This window comes from Runella sp. R0.1_18, assembly GCF_057652155.1.
The window spans coordinates 364,018-380,980 of the sequence record NZ_JBYFCK010000003.1 but is presented as its reverse complement, the minus strand read 5'-3'; the positions used below and the strand labels follow the sequence as shown (position 1 = coordinate 380,980).

Sequence of the window (16,963 nt, the reverse complement as noted above, 5' to 3'; positions counted from 1 at the left end):
GATATAGATGATACGCAACTACTTTTTCAACGCCTTGGGCGTCAAAATCATACTCATGCGTTTACCTTCCAATTTTGGTTCAAGTTCTACTTTCCCCACCTCTTCCAATGCTTTGGCAAAACGCTCAAGGAGTTTGTAACCTTGATCTTTAAACACAATCTCACGACCAGAGAATTGCACATACGCTTTCACTTTGGCTCCTTCTTTGAGGAAGTTAAGGGCATGTTTCAATTTAAAATCGTAATCATGATCATCAGTCGTTGGACTAAAGCGAATTTCTTTAATCACTACTTTCTGAGCATTGGCTTTGATTTCCTTTTGCTTTTTCTTTTGCTCGTATTTGAACTTTGAGTAATCAATGACCTTACAAACAGGTGGAACAGCATTTGGCGAAATTTCTACCAAGTCTAAGTTTTGTTCCTCCGCCATTTTAAGTGCTTGTTGGATATCAAAAATTCCTTGTGGAACATTTTCTCCAACCATCCGCACTTGTGGTACACGGATACGTTCATTAATACGATACGGTTCTTCTTGTCTTACTGGGCGAAAAGGTCTGCGTTGTTGTTGAGCCATTCAATAATTAAATTATGGTAATCTTGTGTTTGATGCGAAAACTAACGAATAGTTGAATTTTCTACAAAAATTTGGTGAAAAAAGTTTAAAATTTAGTGCAAAGTTAAAATTTCTTGCGAAACTTCCTGCTTATTTGACTTTGAAAGTCGTAGTACCGATGCGAAAACCTTCACAGTACAACTCAATCGTGTGCTCGCCTTTTTTCAACGGAACACCTGCTCTTGAGTAAATGATCGACCCTTGTGAACCGTCATTGCTGTAGTTTAGTGCTTGTTTTGCGGTATATACAGTCTCGCGGCCACTGTACAAAAACGTTCCTGAACCCGTCGCCATGTCTGCCATAACTGCTCCTTCAGGGTCAAGAATTCTCAAATAAACGTCACGGTTTCCGTTTTTCGCAATTGGATTACCCGCCAAATCAAAATCTACTTTCAACTTGTCGATGCGTTTTGCGCGGTAGCTTCCACCGTCGCGTTCTTTACCTTTTGAAGAAACTGCGTTTACTTCAATTTTTTCGGCTTTCAACGCAGAGGCAATCGTTACTTTATCAGCGAGTTCTTTGTTTTTGGTACTCAAATTACCCACCGAATCTTCAAACGTACGTTGTAGATTCGCTTTTTCGCCCTCAAGCCCCGACACTTTGCTTGAAAGTTCTTGATTCTGAGCGGTTACAATACCCAACTCTTCTTTCAACTTTGCAATGTCTTGGTCTTTTTGGGCCAAAATTGCTTCGTAGTTGGCTATTTTTTGTTTGTATTTTGACACATCCACTGAGGCCGCTGTTGCTGAATTTTTCAACGCAGCCCGATCGCGGTCAAGTTGTTGTTTCAATGTAATCAGTGAATCCACTTGTCCTCCTAATTGCTGAATTTCAGCGATTTTCAGGTCTAGTTGAGCTGAAATTGAGTCAAGTTTCATTTTGGTAGCCACGACTTCCTCGGTTTTTGCCGCAATCACCGTTTCTTGTTCTTTATTCTTTTCCCGTTCTTTGTAGAAAAAATAAATTAACACCACGTTGAGCAGCGCTAAAATCGCTAGTGCAGCAAGGAGCAGGCTTTTGCGGTCATTCTTTTGTCCTTGATTGTAGTCCATAATGTTTGTTAATTAGTTAGAGTAGTTACCGCCCAAGAAACGTGAGCCTTGGGAATTTATTGCGAAAAATAACAAAAAATTCAATGTCAGAAAATCAGCTCCCCCCCAACGAAGACGAGGAAGAAGAATATTACGAACATCACCGCATTGTCGCCGATAAAGGTCAGACCTTGATGCGCATCGACCACTACCTCAAGCATCATCTTTCGGGAGTCACACGGACTAAGCTTCAAAATGCGATTGAGACTGAATCGGTCAAAGTTAATGATAAACCTGTAAAGTCAAGCTATAAAGTAAAACCGTTTGATATTATAACGGTTGCGATGCCGCATCCGCCGAGGATTACGGAGATTTTGGCCGAGAATATTCCACTCTCAATCACCTACGAAGACCCCGAAGTACTGGTACTCAACAAACCCGCAGGTATGGTCGTACACCCTGCCTACGGCAATTGGAACGGAACGGTGGTCAATGCACTTTTATATCATTTTGAAAATTTACCTACGGGGCGAAACGGAGAAGCGCGTCCTGGCCTGATCCACCGAATCGACAAAGACACATCGGGGCTTTTGGTCATTGCAAAAACCGAATATGCGATGGCACACGTGGCCCGACAGTTTTTTGAACACACCACGGAGCGCACATATTATGCCATCATTTGGGGGATTCCCAAAGAAGAAAAAGGGACAATTGTGGGGCACATTGGCCGAAGCGCCCGCGACCGTAAAGTAATGGCCGTTTATACCGATGGAAGTCAGGGCAAACACGCCGTTACCCACTACGAAGTACTTGCTACCTATAAATATGTATCACTCATCAAATGCAAACTAGAAACGGGGCGGACGCACCAAATCAGGGCGCATTTTCAATTTTTGGGCCATCCGCTTTTCGGTGATCCTGTCTATGGCGGCGATAAAATCTTACGCGGAACGACGAGCGGAAGCTACCGGGCTTTTGTCGATAATTGTCTGCAAATTATGCCTCGGCAGGCACTTCACGCCAAATCGCTGGGCTTTGTGCATCCTCGTACCAAACAATGGTTGCAGTTTGATTCTGAATTGCCAGAGGATTTTAGGACAGTGCTGGAGAAATGGGACAAATACGCCAATCAATAGCTCTTTATTCCACAACACCCGAAAACAAATAAAGCCAAAGTAAGCGCGCCATTCTGAAATTGAACGGAAATAATCCCAAAACGACAACGATACTCGCTATTAAGTTGGAGATGGCCAAGGCGTCAAACTTGAATACCAGGATGCAAATGGCATAAACTATGGCCATTTCGAAGGTAGCAAGGGCATAACTAACGTACATAGCCCCCCAATAAAACCCAGGCTCTTTACTAAAGTTATGCCCGCAATGCGCACAACTTTCTTTCATCGTCGCAGGGCGAAATGTTAGTAAGTTGCTGGTTGAAAAAACCTGACCTTGGTGGCATTTGGGGCACTTATTTTGAACGACGTGAATGAGTGACATGGTTGTATTTGTTTTTTGAAATACAAAAATACGGTCAAGGACAGAAAGATTTGGTTTACTTTTGTAGCAAAAAATAGGACAATACAGACATCATTGAAATAAACATGAAAGATATTCCTATTTATGGCATCACAGAGTTTACCGAAGCAGACCTCTCAAAGGTGTTGTATGTCAATAACCTGAAAAAACACCTAGCTACCCACCAATTTGTCAATCACCCCCACAAACACAGTACGTACATAACAGTTTTTTTTACTTCTGGAGAAGGCTCGCACGAAATTGATTTCCAAACCTATCCCGTACAACCAGGTAGCTTGTTTTTACTTACTCCTGGTCAAGTGCATTGTTGGAATTTATCAGATGATGCCGACGGGTTTGTTATTTTTCATACCGAAGGTTTTTATAACAATGCGTTTTTAACCCGAAAAATAAGCGATTTTCCTTTTTTTTACCTGCAGACCAACTACCCCGTTGTCTATCTTTCATCGGTAGAGCAAGCCATCCTCTCCCCTATTTTTCAATGGATTTATGAGGAATCAAAGTACGAACGTCCGTTCAAATCCCAAAAAATTATCTCACTGATAGATGTGCTTTATATCGAATTGGCGCGCGTTTATACTGACAATCGCCCTGTAGGCGATTATTACTCTCACAATTACGTTCAAATCAAAAAATTGGAAAAATTGATTGAAGAAAATTTCAGGACTCTAAAACTTCCCAAGGAATACGCGGATGCCATGAACATAACCACTCGCCACCTAAATAGGATTTGTCAGCAAAGCCTCAATCAAAGTACAGGGAAATTGATTTTGACCCGTATCATCATCGAAGCCAAACGAATGCTGGTCCACAGCGATACTTCAGTGAATGCCGTTGCCGATTATTTAGGCTATGAAGATTACTCCTATTTTGTGCGCCTATTTAAGAAAGAAGTGGGTGAAACACCCAAACAATTTCAGCTTCGTTTGGCCTCCGAAAGGGCATCGGAACGAGTGAGTCTTTTCTAAAAAATAACTATTTTAAAAAGTAAACCTCACAGGTTTCTACCTGAGATAGCTACCTGTGAGGTTTGGTTTTATTAGCCTAATTCTTGGGCCGAAGGACGGTATTTTACTTCTACGTTGTGAAGCTCAATAAGCGGCTTCAAAAATTCTTCTAAATAGTTAATATCCAACTGACTAGCGGCATCGCAAAGTGCCTCCGACGGGCAGGTATGCGCTTCTACAAAAAGACCATCTACCCCTGCGGCCACGCCTGCACGTGCCAATACGGGTAAATACTCACGCGCGCCTCCTTTGCTGTCTTTCGACGGAATACCATACTTACGAATGGCGTGGGTCACGTCAAACACCACAGGGTAACCCGTCTTGTTCATGTGGTAGAAACTACGTGGATCCACAATCAAATCATTGTAACCAAACGTATAACCACGTTCTGTCAAGATAATTTGGTCATTGCCGCTATCTTCAATTTTTTTCACAGGGTGCTTCATGTTCTCAGGTGCCAAGAACTGACCATGCTTCAAATTCACCACTTTACCTGTTTTGGCAGCAGCTACCACGAGGGTCGTTTGCATACACAAATACGCAGGGATTTGAAGCACATCAACCACTTCCGCTACGGGAGCACATTGTTCGGGATAGTGTACATCGGTCAAAAGTGTGAAGCCAAATTGCTCCTTTACTTTTGCCAAAATACGCATACCTTCATCCAACCCTGGCCCCATGTAGTAGTCTAGGCTACTGCGGTTGTCTTTCATAAACGAAGACTTGTAAATGATTTTGATTCCCAAACGTTCCGAAATTTCTTTCAAACGTTCCGCCACGGTCATCATAATTTTCTCGTCTTCAATGACACATGGCCCCGAAATCAAGAACAACTCATCGGTTCCGCACTCAATATCGCCTACGCGAACGATTTTCTTTTGCATTTTTTATAATTGATTCAGTACATTGTTAAGTAAATAATTTCATTTGTTTCACCCGCAGAATAATCCAAACGCAGATTAACGCTGAAAAAGGACTTCATGAACCCATTAATCTGCGTTATCTGCGGCTCTCAGTCGGCGCCAATCAGCGGGTAAAACTTTAATGAAAGTTGCATGATAATCGCAAATTTTACGCACAAAAATGGGCGATTTTATCGGGTTAAACAACACCTAAGCATCCTCCCACTTCGACTTGATTCCTACTTTCTCAAAAAGCTCCGACAAACTTAACTGGGTCTGACGAATATCTTGCCAATCTTTTAGCACTACGCCAAGGGTTGACTCCACCAACGATTTTTCGAGGTGTTGGATGTGCATTCCCGCCAAAGCTTCAGCCCAATCAAGGGTTTCAGCGATGCCTGGCACTTTGTTAAGTCGCTGTTGACGAAGCTCTTGCATAAAGGCGGTAATCTGACGTGCAAGGGTTGCGTCAATTTGTTCCACTTTCGATTTGACAATCGCTAGTTCCTTTTCAAACGGTGGATAATCAATCCACAAATACAAACAACGCCGCCGAAGAGCTTCCGATAGTTCACGGGTACGGTTTCCTGTCAAAATCACGTGTGGAATATGCGTCGCCTTTATTGTACCAATTTCAGGAATTGTAATTTGCCAATCCGACAGCATTTCCAGTAAAAAACTTTCAAATTCTTCGTCAGCCCGATCCACCTCATCTATCAATAACACAGGGGCTTTCGGCTGCGTCAACGCCTTTAACAGCGGTCGTTTTAACAGAAATTTTTCGCTAAATAAATCAGCCTCCCAAGCGCTAAAAGGCGAGTCTTCGTGATTCTCCCCTTTTGGGGGTTGGGAGGCTACCTTCAAATACAACAACTGATGTTGGTAATTCCACTCGTAAATAGCATGGTTAGCATCTAGTCCTTCGTAACATTGTAAACGAATCAGTTCCGTTTCCAGTGCCTGCGCCATCACCTTTGCAATCTCCGTTTTGCCTACCCCCGCAGGTCCTTCGATGAGTAAAGGTTTGCGGAGTTTCATGGCTAAATAGACCGACATTGCGACGTATTCATCCGCAATATATCCCCGAGTTTGGAGCAAAGTCTGGACGGAGGCAAGGGTTTGAGACATGGTCGAGTGTCGAATTTTAGTCAGGGAACTGAGATTTATCTATCGCTGGGATGAGTTTGATGGCATTTTTGTAGTACACTTTCTTCAATACTTCGTCGGGTAGCCCCATTCCGTACATGCGCCAGAAAGCGTGGTATTTTTTATGGTAGGGAAAATACTCATCTTCCGTTTCCAATACTCGGAAATAAGTAGCGTACTCAGATGGTACCCAGCTGTCTTTTCCAAAAAGAATTTTATCCTGCCATTTTACAAAAAACTGCTTGGCTGCACGGGGCTGGCGCCCCAATTCGGCGATAACAGCGCCAATTTCTACGTACATATTAGGAAAACGGGTCATCAAACTATCCAACTTTTTAAGGTCATTAGGATACCAACCCATGTGGGCGTTGATGAACTTGGTTTTGGGATGACGAGCAAAAACCGCGTGTTGTTCTTTCATCAATGAATCAAACGGAACGGGGTCATTGTTCCCACGTTTGCGTCCTGCATGGGTTTTAAGCTCTAACCAACGTTCGTTATAACGATCGAGGGGATCCCAAAACGATTTAGGGTCGGCCGTGTGAATAATGACGGGGATACCAAGTTCACCGCACTTTGCCCAGATAGGGTCTAGTCGTGGGTCACTTACGGCAACGCGTTTTCCATCGGTATCTTTTATTCCACTGAAACCCAAACTTTTATATACTTTCATCCCTACCGCTCCCGCTTTCACATCTTCCTCAACTTGTTTAGCGGCTCTTTCACCGTAGCCAGGCGAACCCACACCTTTTAGCTCAGGGTTGGTGAACACCATAAAACGCTTGGGATAGTTCTTTTTTACGTTGTCGAGCATCCCCTTTATGGTCGCTGTCCCTTCTTCCCATTGCTGCGACCATCCGCGCCCGCTCAAATTGACCATTACGCCCATATTTAGTGCATCCATATCTGCCACCAATTTTGACAAATCTTGGTTTGACATGCTGTATTGGTGGTTGTGAATGTCGATAAAAGGGTATTTAGAACGGGTAAGCTTATGTTCTGATACTTTCAGCGTCGAGACGGGGTCGTACTCTTCAAAACCCAGAGGTTGCTCAATTTGTCCTCCGTTGGTCTGGGCCACGGCGGTAAGTGATCCCAATAAATACAGAAAGGTGAAGTGTTTTTTCATCATTATTTTTGTGTCAAGGAATTTAGATAACTTTCAATTTGTGTTACAAAAACTTTCGCTTCTTCAAACATAGCATATCGCTCACCATAACGTTCGCCAAGTTTTTCCTTAAATTCTAAAGCCAGATTTTGAATTGTATTATTCAACATATTCATCATAAAACTAGAGTTCACGATAAATCAACGCAACACAATGGGCGGCAATGCCTTCTTTTTTGCCAACAAACCCCAAATGCTCAGAAGTCGTGGCTTTGATGGAAATATCTTCAATATCAATGGCCATTACCTTCGAAAGGCATTCCTTCATCGTCGGAATGTGTGGATTGAGTTTGGGTTCTTGAAGTACAACGGTCACGTCAACATTTCCAACTTCGTAGCCTTTTTCCCGAATCATTTCCATGACTTTTGCCAGCAACAACTTGCTATCTACGCCTTTCCATTGGGGGTCTTTGTCTGAGAAATGGTACCCAATATTGCGCATATTGGCTGCACCAAGCAGAGCATCGCAAAGTACGTGACAAACTACATCAGCATCTGAGTGCCCTTTGGCTCCGTGGGTGTGGGAAATTTTAATACCACCCAACCAAAAATCACGCCCTTCCTCCAATTGATGCACGTCGTAGCCTTGTCCAATTCTATATTTCATACGTTTTTTTAGTTTACAGCGCGGTAATACATCGTTGAGCAATTGTTTTTAGAAAGTACTTTTTGGGCCATTTCTTGAATATCTTTGGCCGTTACTGCCTGAATTTTAGCCGCTTCTTGATTGACTAAATCAGGATTGCCAGCGTTGGCGGCATAGGCCAAGTTCATGGCACGATTGAGTAATTCAACTTCCGAAAACGCCAATGTTGACTCCGCTTGGTTTTTCACTTTTGCCAATTCTTTTTCATCCAACGCAATTTCTACTAACTCCTGCAAAACTTCCTCCACGGCGGTATTGGCTTCGTCCAACGTTACTCCAGCGTTGAGATTTCCTTGAATTACTAACAAACCTGGGTCAATGGAAGAAGTATTGTAAGCGTTGATATTTGAAAATACCTGTCTTTCTTTCAGTAGTTTTTGGTATAAACGCGCCGATTTTCCTCTTCCTAAAATATCACTTAACAAATCTGCCGTGTAAAAGTCGTCCTCAAAACGCCCAGGAATGTGGTACGTTTTATACAGCGCATTTAGGGGCACTTTGGCTTCAGTTTCCAAAAATCTAGGAGCAGTTTGAACGGGTTCCAAGGGTAAATTGCGTACGTATTGCTCACCCGCAGGAATAGAACCAAACCATTTTTCGGTCAATGCTCTCACTTGTGGAACAGTGACATCCCCTGCCACAACCATGATGGCATTGTTTGGCAAATAATATTTGTAGAAAAACGCTTTGACATCGTCCATCGTAGCATCTTCGATGTGGCTTATTTCTTTGCCAATCGTAGCCCAACGATACGGATGCACTTGATAAGCCAACGGCCGAAGTTTTAGCCATACGTCGCCGTAGGGTTGGTTCAAATACCGCTGTTTAAATTCTTCCACCACCACTTTTTGTTGAATTTCAAGTACTTTTGGGTCAAAAGAAAGGCTCATCATTCGGTCGGATTCTAACCAAAAGGCAGTCTCAAGATTGACGGCTGGCAGCGTAATATAATAATTGGTAATATCGGCTGAGGTAAACGCATTGTTTTCTCCACCCACCGTTTGAAGAGGTTCGTCGTAGGATGGAATATTTTTCGACCCCCCAAACATTAAATGTTCAAACAAGTGAGCAAAACCAGTACGTTTTTCCTCTTCATCGCGAGAACCCACATTGTAGAGAATATTTACAGCAGCCAAAGCAGTTGTGTGGTCTTCGTGGACAAATACTTTGAGCCCGTTGTCAAGGGTAAAATGGTCGTAGTGAATCATTGAAAATAATTATCTATCAAAAAAACAGAAGTTAATAAACTCTTTGTTGGTTGTCTAACGTTAGAACCAAAGCGAAAGGTTTCTAACCCAACGCCCAAAAATAGCATTTTCTATCTATTTCGCAGGTACAGCTCCATGAAACGAATGTTCTTAGTAGTGACTCAATTGGTTGTTTTTTTATTCATCTTATTATCTTTTCCTCAACTTCCTGCTCGCGCACAAATTTTATACGATACGCCCACGCAAGAATTGGTACTGGAAGCCATCGACCATATTTACAATTATGAATTTGCGGCGGTAGAACCCGTTGCTCGTCAAATACGGGCCAAATACCCCAACCACCCCGTGAATGCCATGCTCAAAGCCATGCAAATGCAGTGGCAATACTTACCCGTAAAAGACAATAAAGCCATGAGTGGGCAGTACGCAAAACTCCTTGAGGAATGTATTGCCAAAGCAAAAGTGTTAGAAAAAAACGAAAAAACACGTCCCGAAGCTGCGTTTTTCTCAATGGCTGGTCATGGCTATATTGCGTTGATTCACAACTACAATGACGAGAAGATGAAGGCTGCAAGTGAAGCAAAAAAAGCCTACGATTATGTCATGGCAGGATTCAAATACATGAACCACAATCCTGAGTTTTACTTTTCCTCTGGCCTCTACAACTACTACATGATTCGTTACCCCGAAGATCATCCAATCGTTAAACCCGTTGTGCTGTTTTTCAAAGACGGAAACCGCGAGGAAGGGCTTCGTCAAATGGATATTGCGTCCAAAAAAGGGATGTTTACACGCACCGAATCTTCGTTCTATCTTTCCCGTATTTATCTCAAACACGAGCAACGTTACGACAAAGCCAATAGCTACTTGGAAAATCTCGTAGAGAAATACCCCAATAACCCTATTTTTTTGATGAAACACACCGAGGCGTTGTTGCTTTTAGGAAAATATGATGAAGCAGAACCTTTTCTTGAAAAACTTAAAAAGCGCAACGAACCTTTCTTTTCGCTCGTGTCACACACATTGGAGGGGATGTACTTGGAAAAACACTCACGCAACGACCAAGCTGCCCAACGGTTGTACTTAACGGCCATTCGTCAGCCACGTGACGAGGAATATACCAAAGAATATCATGCTTTTGCCTATGCAGGTTTGGCCCGAATTGCCATTCGGGCAGGAGATAAAAGAAAAGCCACGGAGTACTACAAAATCGTAAGTGATTTGGCAGAATACAAGGGTACGCTCAAAGAAGCTAAAAATTTCTTAAAATAACGCCTTATTCAACGTGCTTGGCAGAAGCAGACAATTTTACGGCACTCAAAGGAGCGGTGGCGGCGGGTTGGAGTTGCCAATTTTTCCCAAAACGATGGAGGATTGCGCCATTTTCGGCGAAAATCTGCACACCACCCGTCGGAATTGCCTCTACTCGGACTAAATTTTCGGTAATTGGCGCGACTTCTTCTTCCCAACTTATGCCGTTCCAGCGAAGAATGGTGCCTTTGTTCCCCACAGCCCAACCTTCTTCACGACTCAACAAAAACACAGAGTTCAAATCTTCGTTGGCAAAAACCAATACTTCGCTCCACAGTTCACCATCCCAACGCAGCATCGTCGCATTTTTGCCCACAGCCCAGCCAAAATCCGCCGAAAGCAGGTACAAAGAGGAAAATGTTTGCGAAGTAGGAACCGAAGCTGCCGCCCAATTTCCGTTGGCTAGGCGCTCAATTTTGCCTTCGGCTGAGACTCGCCACTCAGATTTTGACGAAACAGAGAGCGAATCTTGCCCCCAAACGGCAATGATGGTAGCAATGACAATCAAAAAAGAGATGATTAATTTTTTCATGGGTCGTTGAGGTTGACATGATTAGTTATAAACACTCAACAGTATCTATCATAAATCATGCCAACTCACAATTACCCTTGCAAAGCCACCAATGCGTCAAAATCATCGGCCAATTTATGGCTCAATCGGTCAAAAATTTCAGAAAATTGCCCATAACGATGGTGGTTTTTATCATTGGCCGAATACGTCTCTACCGATTTGATGGTTTGAGCAGCTGCTACTAAGTCTTCATATTTCCCAAGCTTCGTCAACGCCAACAGTGCTGCACCTGCACTTGCACTGTCGTGTTTGTCATTGATATAGACCGTTTTCCCAAATACATCCGACAGAATTTGGGCAAACAACGGCAGGGTAGCATAGGCCCCGTTGATGTACAGATTTTGAATCGAACGGTATTGTTGCAGTAACTTACCAATACTATATACCTCATACACAATACCTTCGACGGTTGCCCGAATAAAATGCCGACGTTCGTGCGTAATATTTACTCCCATATAAGCACCTCGGGCATTGGCATTCCACAACGGGGCACGTTCGCCTAACAGATAAGGCAAAAATAAAAGTCCCCCAGCTCCTGCTGGAACACGTTCGGCTTCCATCAACAATTGCTGGACGGCGTAGTCCATGTCAAAATGGAGTCCTGAGGTGCCAAATTGCTGCACAAACCATTCAAAAACCACACCTCCGTTGTTGGTTGGCCCACCCGAAATGTAGGTTCCTTCGGTGAGAATATAGTTAAAAAAACGCTGTTTTTCGTCCACCAACACCTGTTTAGCTGCCACCCGTACAGCACCACTCGACCCAATGGTAATGGTAGCGTCTCCTTCTGTGACTACGCCTGCCCCAAGCGTTGCCAAACAGCCGTCGCTCGCCCCCGCAATTACTTTGAGGGTATTGGGTAAGCGGAATAGCCGCAGGTATTCTTTTTTAAGTTTAAGTTCGTCAAAATCAATGGCTACTGGTTCTGACAACTGCTGGGTTTTTATTCCTATATAATCAAGCGCCGATGCTTCCCAAGACAAATGATGAATATTAAATAAGCCTGTGGAAGACGCCAAACTATGATCAACAACCAGCTGCCCCGTCAATTGATAAACAATATACTCTTTGATAGAAATAAACTTAAAGACTTTTTCAAACCAAGCCGTTGGGGAGTTTGTCCCAAACCACCGAATTTTGACCAAAGGCGACATGGGGTGAATCGGGGTGCCTGTTTGGTCGTACAACTTCGCCCCTAGTTCAGAATTTTTAAGGGTAGTCGCTTCATCACGCCCTCGGTTATCAGCCCAAATGACTGCATTACGAAGCGGTACGCCGTGTTTGTCGATAGGTAATACACTGTGCATCGAAGCACTAAAAACCAGGGCTACTGGACGATATTTTTTGGAAAGTTCATCGTTAATTAGTCCTTTTAACGCGTACAAAACAGTCAAAAATATTTGTTCAGGATCTTGCTCGCTGTAATCAGGCTGCGGATGAAATGTTGGGTACGACCCTTGCCGCGCCCCAATCAAATTATTTGAAAAATCAAATGCCGATGCTTTGACTTTTGTTGTACCAATATCAATTGTTATGACACACTCCATATAGATTTATGATATAAATAAATTTAGTTGCCCCCCGTTTGGCGCTTTCGATAATGCCCAGGGGTATAGCCTGTTAGTTTCTTAAAGGTCGTAGAAAAGTGTTGGGATGAATAAAAGCCTGTATCAAGGGCAATATCAGTCAAGCTTTTATCGGTTTGGCGGAGTTGGCGCATTGCCTCTGCAATACGAATGTTTATCAAATAGTTAAGCGGAGAAAAGCCCGAATACGCTTTTACTTTTTCGGTAAAAGCCGTACTTCCTAGCCCTACGACAGTCGCCATTTCCTCCACTGTCCAAGGGTGATCCAAACTTTGTCGAAGCATTTTTTCGAGCTGTTCAAATGCCTGCGAAAAATCGCGTCGTTGGTTTTGTTGCTGGCTTTGCTGCCGTACAATCGTTACTAGCAGCTCATCCAGCAATTGATTCACACGGGTTTGGTAAGCAAACTCTAGCTGTTTGAGCTCTTGCTCAATTTTTGTAATCAGTTCATTGACCTGTTTTAGCTGGTTCAGCACCATCGGGGCGTGCGTACCCATGAGACGCCCCATTAGTTTTTGTTCGTTCTCGTGAATCGCCGACCAATTGCCTAATTGTAACTCTTTTGTAGGCTCAAAAATGGCTGGTTCTAGTTTTAGCCAAACAAAACTTCCAATTTCTAATGTATTTGTGGGACTCCCAAGCTGCTGCCAAGGGCATAAAACAACCACGTCGTTGGGGTATAAAACGTAGCGTTGGTGCTCAATTATCCACTCATATTTCCCTTCTAATACACACAAAATATAGATTCCACCTCTTACTTGCACAGGCCAATCATTCAGCTTAACTGTCTGATTTTTAACACGAACCAATTCCCTGATGTGGGAAAACTCGGAAGAAGGAAGGTGGGTCAGTGTGGTTTTATTCATTTATAGAAAACCTATTTATTAAATTTTTTAAATAAATCATCAAAATATTACAAAATCCAACATCGTCCATTCGTAGAAGTTTTTTGCACTACTCTGCTATTTTTTTGCACTCAGTTCTTTATCCTATCAGTACTGTTCAACATACCCTTTTAACTTACCAACAATTTAACATGAAGATGAGAAAATTTCTACTCTTGCCCAAAGTCATTTTAGTAATGATGACTTTTCTGGCACTCACAACCACACTTTGGGCCCAAAATCGAATTAGCGGAACGGTGACAAATTCCGCCGACAAATCTCCCCTCGCAGGAGTTTCAGTTGTTGTAAAAGGAAGTACCACAGGAACATCTACCGACGGTAGCGGAAATTATAACCTTTCTGTTCCCAATAACGCCACCCTTGTATTTAGCTTTATTGGTTATGGTTCAAAGGAAATTTCAGTAGGGAACCAAACGCGCATTGACATTTCGCTTGCCGAAAGTGCCGAGGCCCTCAACGAAGTCGTAGTGACGGCCTTGGGTATCAAAAAAGAAGCAAAAAAGCTTGGTTATGCAACAGCAACTATCAACGCCGACGCGCTTACCGAAAACCGTACGCCCAATTTTATAAACTCATTGCAAGGGAAAATTGCAGGGGTAAATATTTCGGGACTAGGTACGGGGCCAGCGGGTACTTCCAAAATTCGGATTCGCGGGCAGTCGTCAATTTCAGGACAAAACAACCCGTTGATTGTCGTCAATGGTATCCCAATTGACAACACTAACTTCGGTACTAACCCAGGAAATGCCGCTGCTGATAACTCAATTGGTGTTCGTGGAGGGGGAAACACCTCGGATGGTGGAGACGGTTTGTCTTCTATCAACCCTGACGACATCGAGAGTATGACGGTCTTGAAAGGCGCCACTGCCGCAGCTCTTTACGGTTCACGGGCAAAAGACGGGGTATTGATGATCACAACCAAAACAAAGGGAAGTGGCAAAGGTATTGGCGTAAGCTATAATAGCAACTACACCAACGAAACGCCGCTTGATTTTACGGATTATCAGTACGAATACGGCCAAGGTGAAAACGGCGTTCGTCCAACGACTCCCAACCCAACCTCGGGTCAGTGGTCGTTTGGTGAGAAATTCCAACCAGGTATGACGCAAGTATTGTTTGATAACGTAACCGTTCCTTACGAGCCTGTTTACAACCGCATTCGTAAGTTTTTCCGCAACGGTTCAAACTTCACCAACACCGTAAGCCTGTCGTCAGCCAGTGAGAAGGGTGGTTTTAACCTTTCGTTTGCCAACATGGACAGCAAGGGGATTGTGCCTAACAACTCGTTCAACCGCAAAACTATTAACCTTGGGTATTCTTACGAGTTATCAAAAAAGTTGAGCTTTTCGGGAAACATCAACTATTCGCACGAGGACAACAAAAACCCACCAAACATCGCTAACCAAGATAACTCAATTCCAACAGCGCTTTACAACTTAGCCAATTCAATGCCGTTGGATTTGTTAGAGGCAAAGAAATTCAACGCCGCAGGAAATGAGTTCATTTACTCGCGTTTCCAAAACCGTACCAACCCATACTTTACTCTTTCTGAACAGTTTCAGAATATTGTCCGTGACCGTATTTTTGGCAACATTTCGGTAAAATACAACCTGCTTCCTTGGTTGTTTGTACAAGGTCGTGTGGGGCAAGATTATTGGTCGCGCGATCAAGATTACAACAACTTCCCAACAGGACAAGCTTCCATTGCCGCCGCGCCAGCTGGTTTTGTGAATGGGACATATACCCAAGAGTCAAGACGATTCAGAGAGATAAACACGGATATCTTGATTTCTGGGACACAAAAGTTTGGTGATTTTGGATTTGATTTCAACGTGGGTGGAAACAAAATGTACCGCCGTTCGGATTTAAACAGCGTTCTAGTACAAGACTTTGTCGTAAGAGGTTTATACACAGTGATGAACGGGCGGGTAAAAGACCCTATTTATGGGCTTTCGGAACGTGCCGTTAACTCGGTGTATGGTTCAGCCGAATTTTCTTACAAAAATGTTTTGTTTGTCAATGCTACAGTGCGTAATGACTGGTTTTCAACCCTTTCTCCCGCCAACCGAAGCATTTTATATCCGTCAGTTTCGGGTAGTTTTGTATTTTCACAAGCATTCAACAGTGTTCCTACTTGGCTCACCTTTGGAAAACTCCGCGCTGCTTATGCTGAAGTGGGAAGCGATACCGACGTATCCCCTTACTCAAACAACTTGTTTTACGGTATCAATGCCAACCTCTTCGGCGGGCAGCCTGTGGGTGGTTCTTCAGGAACAACGACCCTTCCAAATGCCAACCTCCGCCCAATGCGTACAGCAGAAACCGAACTTGGGTTAGAGCTTAAATTGTTTGATAGCCGCGTTTCAGTGGATGCTGCGATCTATAACAAAATTACCAATGACCAAATCGTTTCGGCGCAAATTTCGGATGCTTCGGGCTTTATTACGACCCTTATCAACAGTGGAAAAAGCCAAAACCGTGGTTTTGAAATGTTGTTGAATGTAGTTCCCGTTAAAACCCCTAATTTCCAGTGGGATTTAACCCTTAATGGTTCATACAACAAAACCAAAGTATTGAGTTTGTTGACAGACACCCCAGGCGAACGTATCACAGTGGGCACCCACGTATTCAACGGCGAGCTTCGTCAAGTGGTTGGTCAAGAAATGGGTCAGATTTATGGTTTCGGCTTTAAGCGTGATGCCAGCGGACAAATGATGTTTGGTGGCAACGGTATCCCGCTTCGCACCGACGACCTCATTTCGTACGGCTCTGCCCTACCAAAATGGAACGGTGGTATCAACAACTCCTTCAATTACAAAGGCATTAACCTATCATTCTTGGTTGATTTCAAACTTGGGAACATGATGCTTTCAGGTACCAACTTCAACGCAGTACGCCACGGATTGCACAAAATGACCCTAGTAGGCCGCGAAGGTGGTGTGTTAGGTGTAGGTGTCAATGCCAAAGGTGAGACAAATACCGTAAAAGCACCTGTTCAAGATTATTGGTCAGTAGTGCGCTCACTTGCACTTATCGAACCAGTTATTTACGATGGTGGCTTCTGGAAACTTCGCCAAATCACAGCAGGATACGATTTTACCCGCTTTTTGCCGAAAAACTTCCCCGTTAAAAACCTAAAGCTTAGTGCAGTTGCCAACAATGTATTCCTGATTAAGAAGTGGGTTGACAACATTGATCCAGATTCATTCGGATATTCGTCAGACAACCTTGTCGGAATGGAATCAACTGGTTTGCCAACCACTCGCAGTATTGGTTTTAACCTTAATGCGAAGTTTTAATATCCCCTGAAGGGGGCTTATCACCAAGCTTTCGG

At 43.4% G+C, this 16,963-nt stretch carries 16 protein-coding genes; 4 read left to right on the top strand and 12 right to left on the bottom strand.

Annotation, left to right across the window (positions count from 1 at the left end; genetic code table 11):
* Window positions 1-18: 18 nt before the first annotated feature.
* Both infC and AC23P2_RS06985 read right to left on the bottom strand, forming a co-directional pair.
* Window positions 19-573, bottom strand: a complete 555-nt coding sequence (gene infC, locus AC23P2_RS06990) for a translation initiation factor IF-3 (protein WP_051397838.1) — start codon at window positions 571-573, stop codon at window positions 19-21.
* Between the two features lie 129 nt (window positions 574-702).
* Window positions 703-1,665 (bottom strand): hypothetical protein, encoded by a 963-nt coding sequence (locus AC23P2_RS06985; protein WP_472490711.1) that lies wholly within the window; start codon window positions 1,663-1,665, stop codon window positions 703-705.
* Window positions 1,666-1,748: 83 nt separating this feature from the next.
* Here AC23P2_RS06985 and AC23P2_RS06980 point away from each other — a divergent pair, with 83 nt between their 5' ends.
* Window positions 1,749-2,780 (top strand): RluA family pseudouridine synthase, encoded by a 1,032-nt coding sequence (locus AC23P2_RS06980; protein ID WP_487772523.1) that lies wholly within the window; start codon window positions 1,749-1,751, stop codon window positions 2,778-2,780.
* Between the two features lie 4 nt (window positions 2,781-2,784).
* On the opposite strand, the gene AC23P2_RS06975 is transcribed toward AC23P2_RS06980, so the two are convergent.
* Window positions 2,785-3,141: a DUF983 domain-containing protein gene (locus AC23P2_RS06975; RefSeq protein WP_487772522.1), complete on the bottom strand. Its 357-nt coding sequence runs from the start codon at window positions 3,139-3,141 to the stop codon at window positions 2,785-2,787.
* Window positions 3,142-3,245: 104 nt separating this feature from the next.
* Between AC23P2_RS06975 and AC23P2_RS06970 the strand changes: the two genes are divergently transcribed.
* Complete coding sequence (locus tag AC23P2_RS06970; RefSeq protein WP_487772521.1) at window positions 3,246-4,148, top strand: helix-turn-helix transcriptional regulator; 903 nt, start codon at window positions 3,246-3,248, stop codon at window positions 4,146-4,148.
* A 71-nt stretch (window positions 4,149-4,219) separates the two neighbouring features.
* On the opposite strand, the gene kdsA is transcribed toward AC23P2_RS06970, so the two are convergent.
* From kdsA to AC23P2_RS06940, 6 genes are all read right to left on the bottom strand, one after another.
* The gene (gene kdsA / locus AC23P2_RS06965) at window positions 4,220-5,071 is read right to left on the bottom strand and encodes a 3-deoxy-8-phosphooctulonate synthase (protein WP_487772520.1); all 852 of its coding nucleotides are present in this window, start codon (window positions 5,069-5,071) and stop codon (window positions 4,220-4,222) included.
* 228 nt (window positions 5,072-5,299) lie between these two features.
* On the bottom strand, window positions 5,300-6,217 hold the full coding sequence (locus AC23P2_RS06960; protein WP_487772519.1) for an AAA family ATPase: 918 nt from the start codon (window positions 6,215-6,217) through the stop codon (window positions 5,300-5,302).
* 16 nt (window positions 6,218-6,233) lie between these two features.
* Window positions 6,234-7,364, bottom strand: coding sequence for an amidohydrolase family protein (locus AC23P2_RS06955; RefSeq protein WP_487772691.1), 1,131 nt, complete (start codon window positions 7,362-7,364; stop codon window positions 6,234-6,236).
* Window positions 7,365-7,366: 2 nt separating this feature from the next.
* The gene (locus AC23P2_RS06950) at window positions 7,367-7,522 is read right to left on the bottom strand and encodes a hypothetical protein (protein ID WP_487772518.1); all 156 of its coding nucleotides are present in this window, start codon (window positions 7,520-7,522) and stop codon (window positions 7,367-7,369) included.
* Between the two features lie 4 nt (window positions 7,523-7,526).
* Window positions 7,527-8,009, bottom strand: coding sequence for a 2-C-methyl-D-erythritol 2,4-cyclodiphosphate synthase (gene ispF / locus AC23P2_RS06945; RefSeq protein ID WP_487772517.1), 483 nt, complete (start codon window positions 8,007-8,009; stop codon window positions 7,527-7,529).
* An 8-nt stretch (window positions 8,010-8,017) separates the two neighbouring features.
* Window positions 8,018-9,256, bottom strand: coding sequence for a M16 family metallopeptidase (locus AC23P2_RS06940; RefSeq protein ID WP_487772516.1), 1,239 nt, complete (start codon window positions 9,254-9,256; stop codon window positions 8,018-8,020).
* Window positions 9,257-9,391: 135 nt separating this feature from the next.
* Between AC23P2_RS06940 and AC23P2_RS06935 the strand changes: the two genes are divergently transcribed.
* Complete coding sequence (locus tag AC23P2_RS06935; RefSeq protein WP_487772515.1) at window positions 9,392-10,528, top strand: tetratricopeptide repeat protein; 1,137 nt, start codon at window positions 9,392-9,394, stop codon at window positions 10,526-10,528.
* 4 nt (window positions 10,529-10,532) lie between these two features.
* On the opposite strand, the gene AC23P2_RS06930 is transcribed toward AC23P2_RS06935, so the two are convergent.
* The 3 genes from AC23P2_RS06930 to AC23P2_RS06920 all read right to left on the bottom strand — a co-directional run bounded on the left by AC23P2_RS06930 (window position 10,533) and on the right by AC23P2_RS06920 (window position 13,590).
* The gene (locus AC23P2_RS06930) at window positions 10,533-11,099 is read right to left on the bottom strand and encodes a beta propeller repeat protein (RefSeq protein WP_487772514.1); all 567 of its coding nucleotides are present in this window, start codon (window positions 11,097-11,099) and stop codon (window positions 10,533-10,535) included.
* Window positions 11,100-11,170: 71 nt separating this feature from the next.
* Complete coding sequence (locus AC23P2_RS06925) at window positions 11,171-12,685, bottom strand: gluconokinase (protein WP_487772513.1); 1,515 nt, start codon at window positions 12,683-12,685, stop codon at window positions 11,171-11,173.
* Window positions 12,686-12,708: 23 nt separating this feature from the next.
* Complete coding sequence (locus AC23P2_RS06920; protein WP_487772512.1) at window positions 12,709-13,590, bottom strand: helix-turn-helix domain-containing protein; 882 nt, start codon at window positions 13,588-13,590, stop codon at window positions 12,709-12,711.
* A gap of 176 nt (window positions 13,591-13,766) precedes the next feature.
* Here AC23P2_RS06920 and AC23P2_RS06915 point away from each other — a divergent pair, with 176 nt between their 5' ends.
* Entirely contained in the window at window positions 13,767-16,928 is a 3,162-nt protein-coding gene (locus AC23P2_RS06915) for a SusC/RagA family TonB-linked outer membrane protein (protein ID WP_487772511.1), read from the top strand.
* The last annotated feature ends 35 nt before the right edge of the window (window positions 16,929-16,963 follow it).

Excerpts from the sequence above, each read along its gene's own strand:
- infC (WP_051397838.1), bottom strand. The coding sequence starts at position 573 with ATGGCTCAACAACAACGCAGACCTTTTCGCCCAGTAAGACAAGAAGAA.
- AC23P2_RS06985 (WP_472490711.1), bottom strand. The coding sequence starts at position 1,665 with ATGGACTACAATCAAGGACAAAAGAATGACCGCAAAAGCCTGCTCCTT.
- AC23P2_RS06980 (WP_487772523.1), top strand. The coding sequence starts at position 1,749 with ATGTCAGAAAATCAGCTCCCCCCCAACGAAGACGAGGAAGAAGAATAT.
- AC23P2_RS06975 (WP_487772522.1), bottom strand. The coding sequence starts at position 3,141 with ATGTCACTCATTCACGTCGTTCAAAATAAGTGCCCCAAATGCCACCAA.
- AC23P2_RS06970 (WP_487772521.1), top strand. The coding sequence starts at position 3,246 with ATGAAAGATATTCCTATTTATGGCATCACAGAGTTTACCGAAGCAGAC.
- kdsA (WP_487772520.1), bottom strand. The coding sequence starts at position 5,071 with ATGCAAAAGAAAATCGTTCGCGTAGGCGATATTGAGTGCGGAACCGAT.
- AC23P2_RS06960 (WP_487772519.1), bottom strand. The coding sequence starts at position 6,217 with ATGTCTCAAACCCTTGCCTCCGTCCAGACTTTGCTCCAAACTCGGGGA.
- AC23P2_RS06955 (WP_487772691.1), bottom strand. The coding sequence starts at position 7,364 with ATGAAAAAACACTTCACCTTTCTGTATTTATTGGGATCACTTACCGCC.
- AC23P2_RS06950 (WP_487772518.1), bottom strand. The coding sequence starts at position 7,522 with ATGATGAATATGTTGAATAATACAATTCAAAATCTGGCTTTAGAATTT.
- ispF (WP_487772517.1), bottom strand. The coding sequence starts at position 8,009 with ATGAAATATAGAATTGGACAAGGCTACGACGTGCATCAATTGGAGGAA.
- AC23P2_RS06940 (WP_487772516.1), bottom strand. The coding sequence starts at position 9,256 with ATGATTCACTACGACCATTTTACCCTTGACAACGGGCTCAAAGTATTT.
- AC23P2_RS06935 (WP_487772515.1), top strand. The coding sequence starts at position 9,392 with ATGAAACGAATGTTCTTAGTAGTGACTCAATTGGTTGTTTTTTTATTC.
- AC23P2_RS06930 (WP_487772514.1), bottom strand. The coding sequence starts at position 11,099 with ATGAAAAAATTAATCATCTCTTTTTTGATTGTCATTGCTACCATCATT.
- AC23P2_RS06925 (WP_487772513.1), bottom strand. The coding sequence starts at position 12,685 with ATGGAGTGTGTCATAACAATTGATATTGGTACAACAAAAGTCAAAGCA.
- AC23P2_RS06920 (WP_487772512.1), bottom strand. The coding sequence starts at position 13,590 with ATGAATAAAACCACACTGACCCACCTTCCTTCTTCCGAGTTTTCCCAC.
- AC23P2_RS06915 (WP_487772511.1), top strand. The coding sequence starts at position 13,767 with ATGAGAAAATTTCTACTCTTGCCCAAAGTCATTTTAGTAATGATGACT.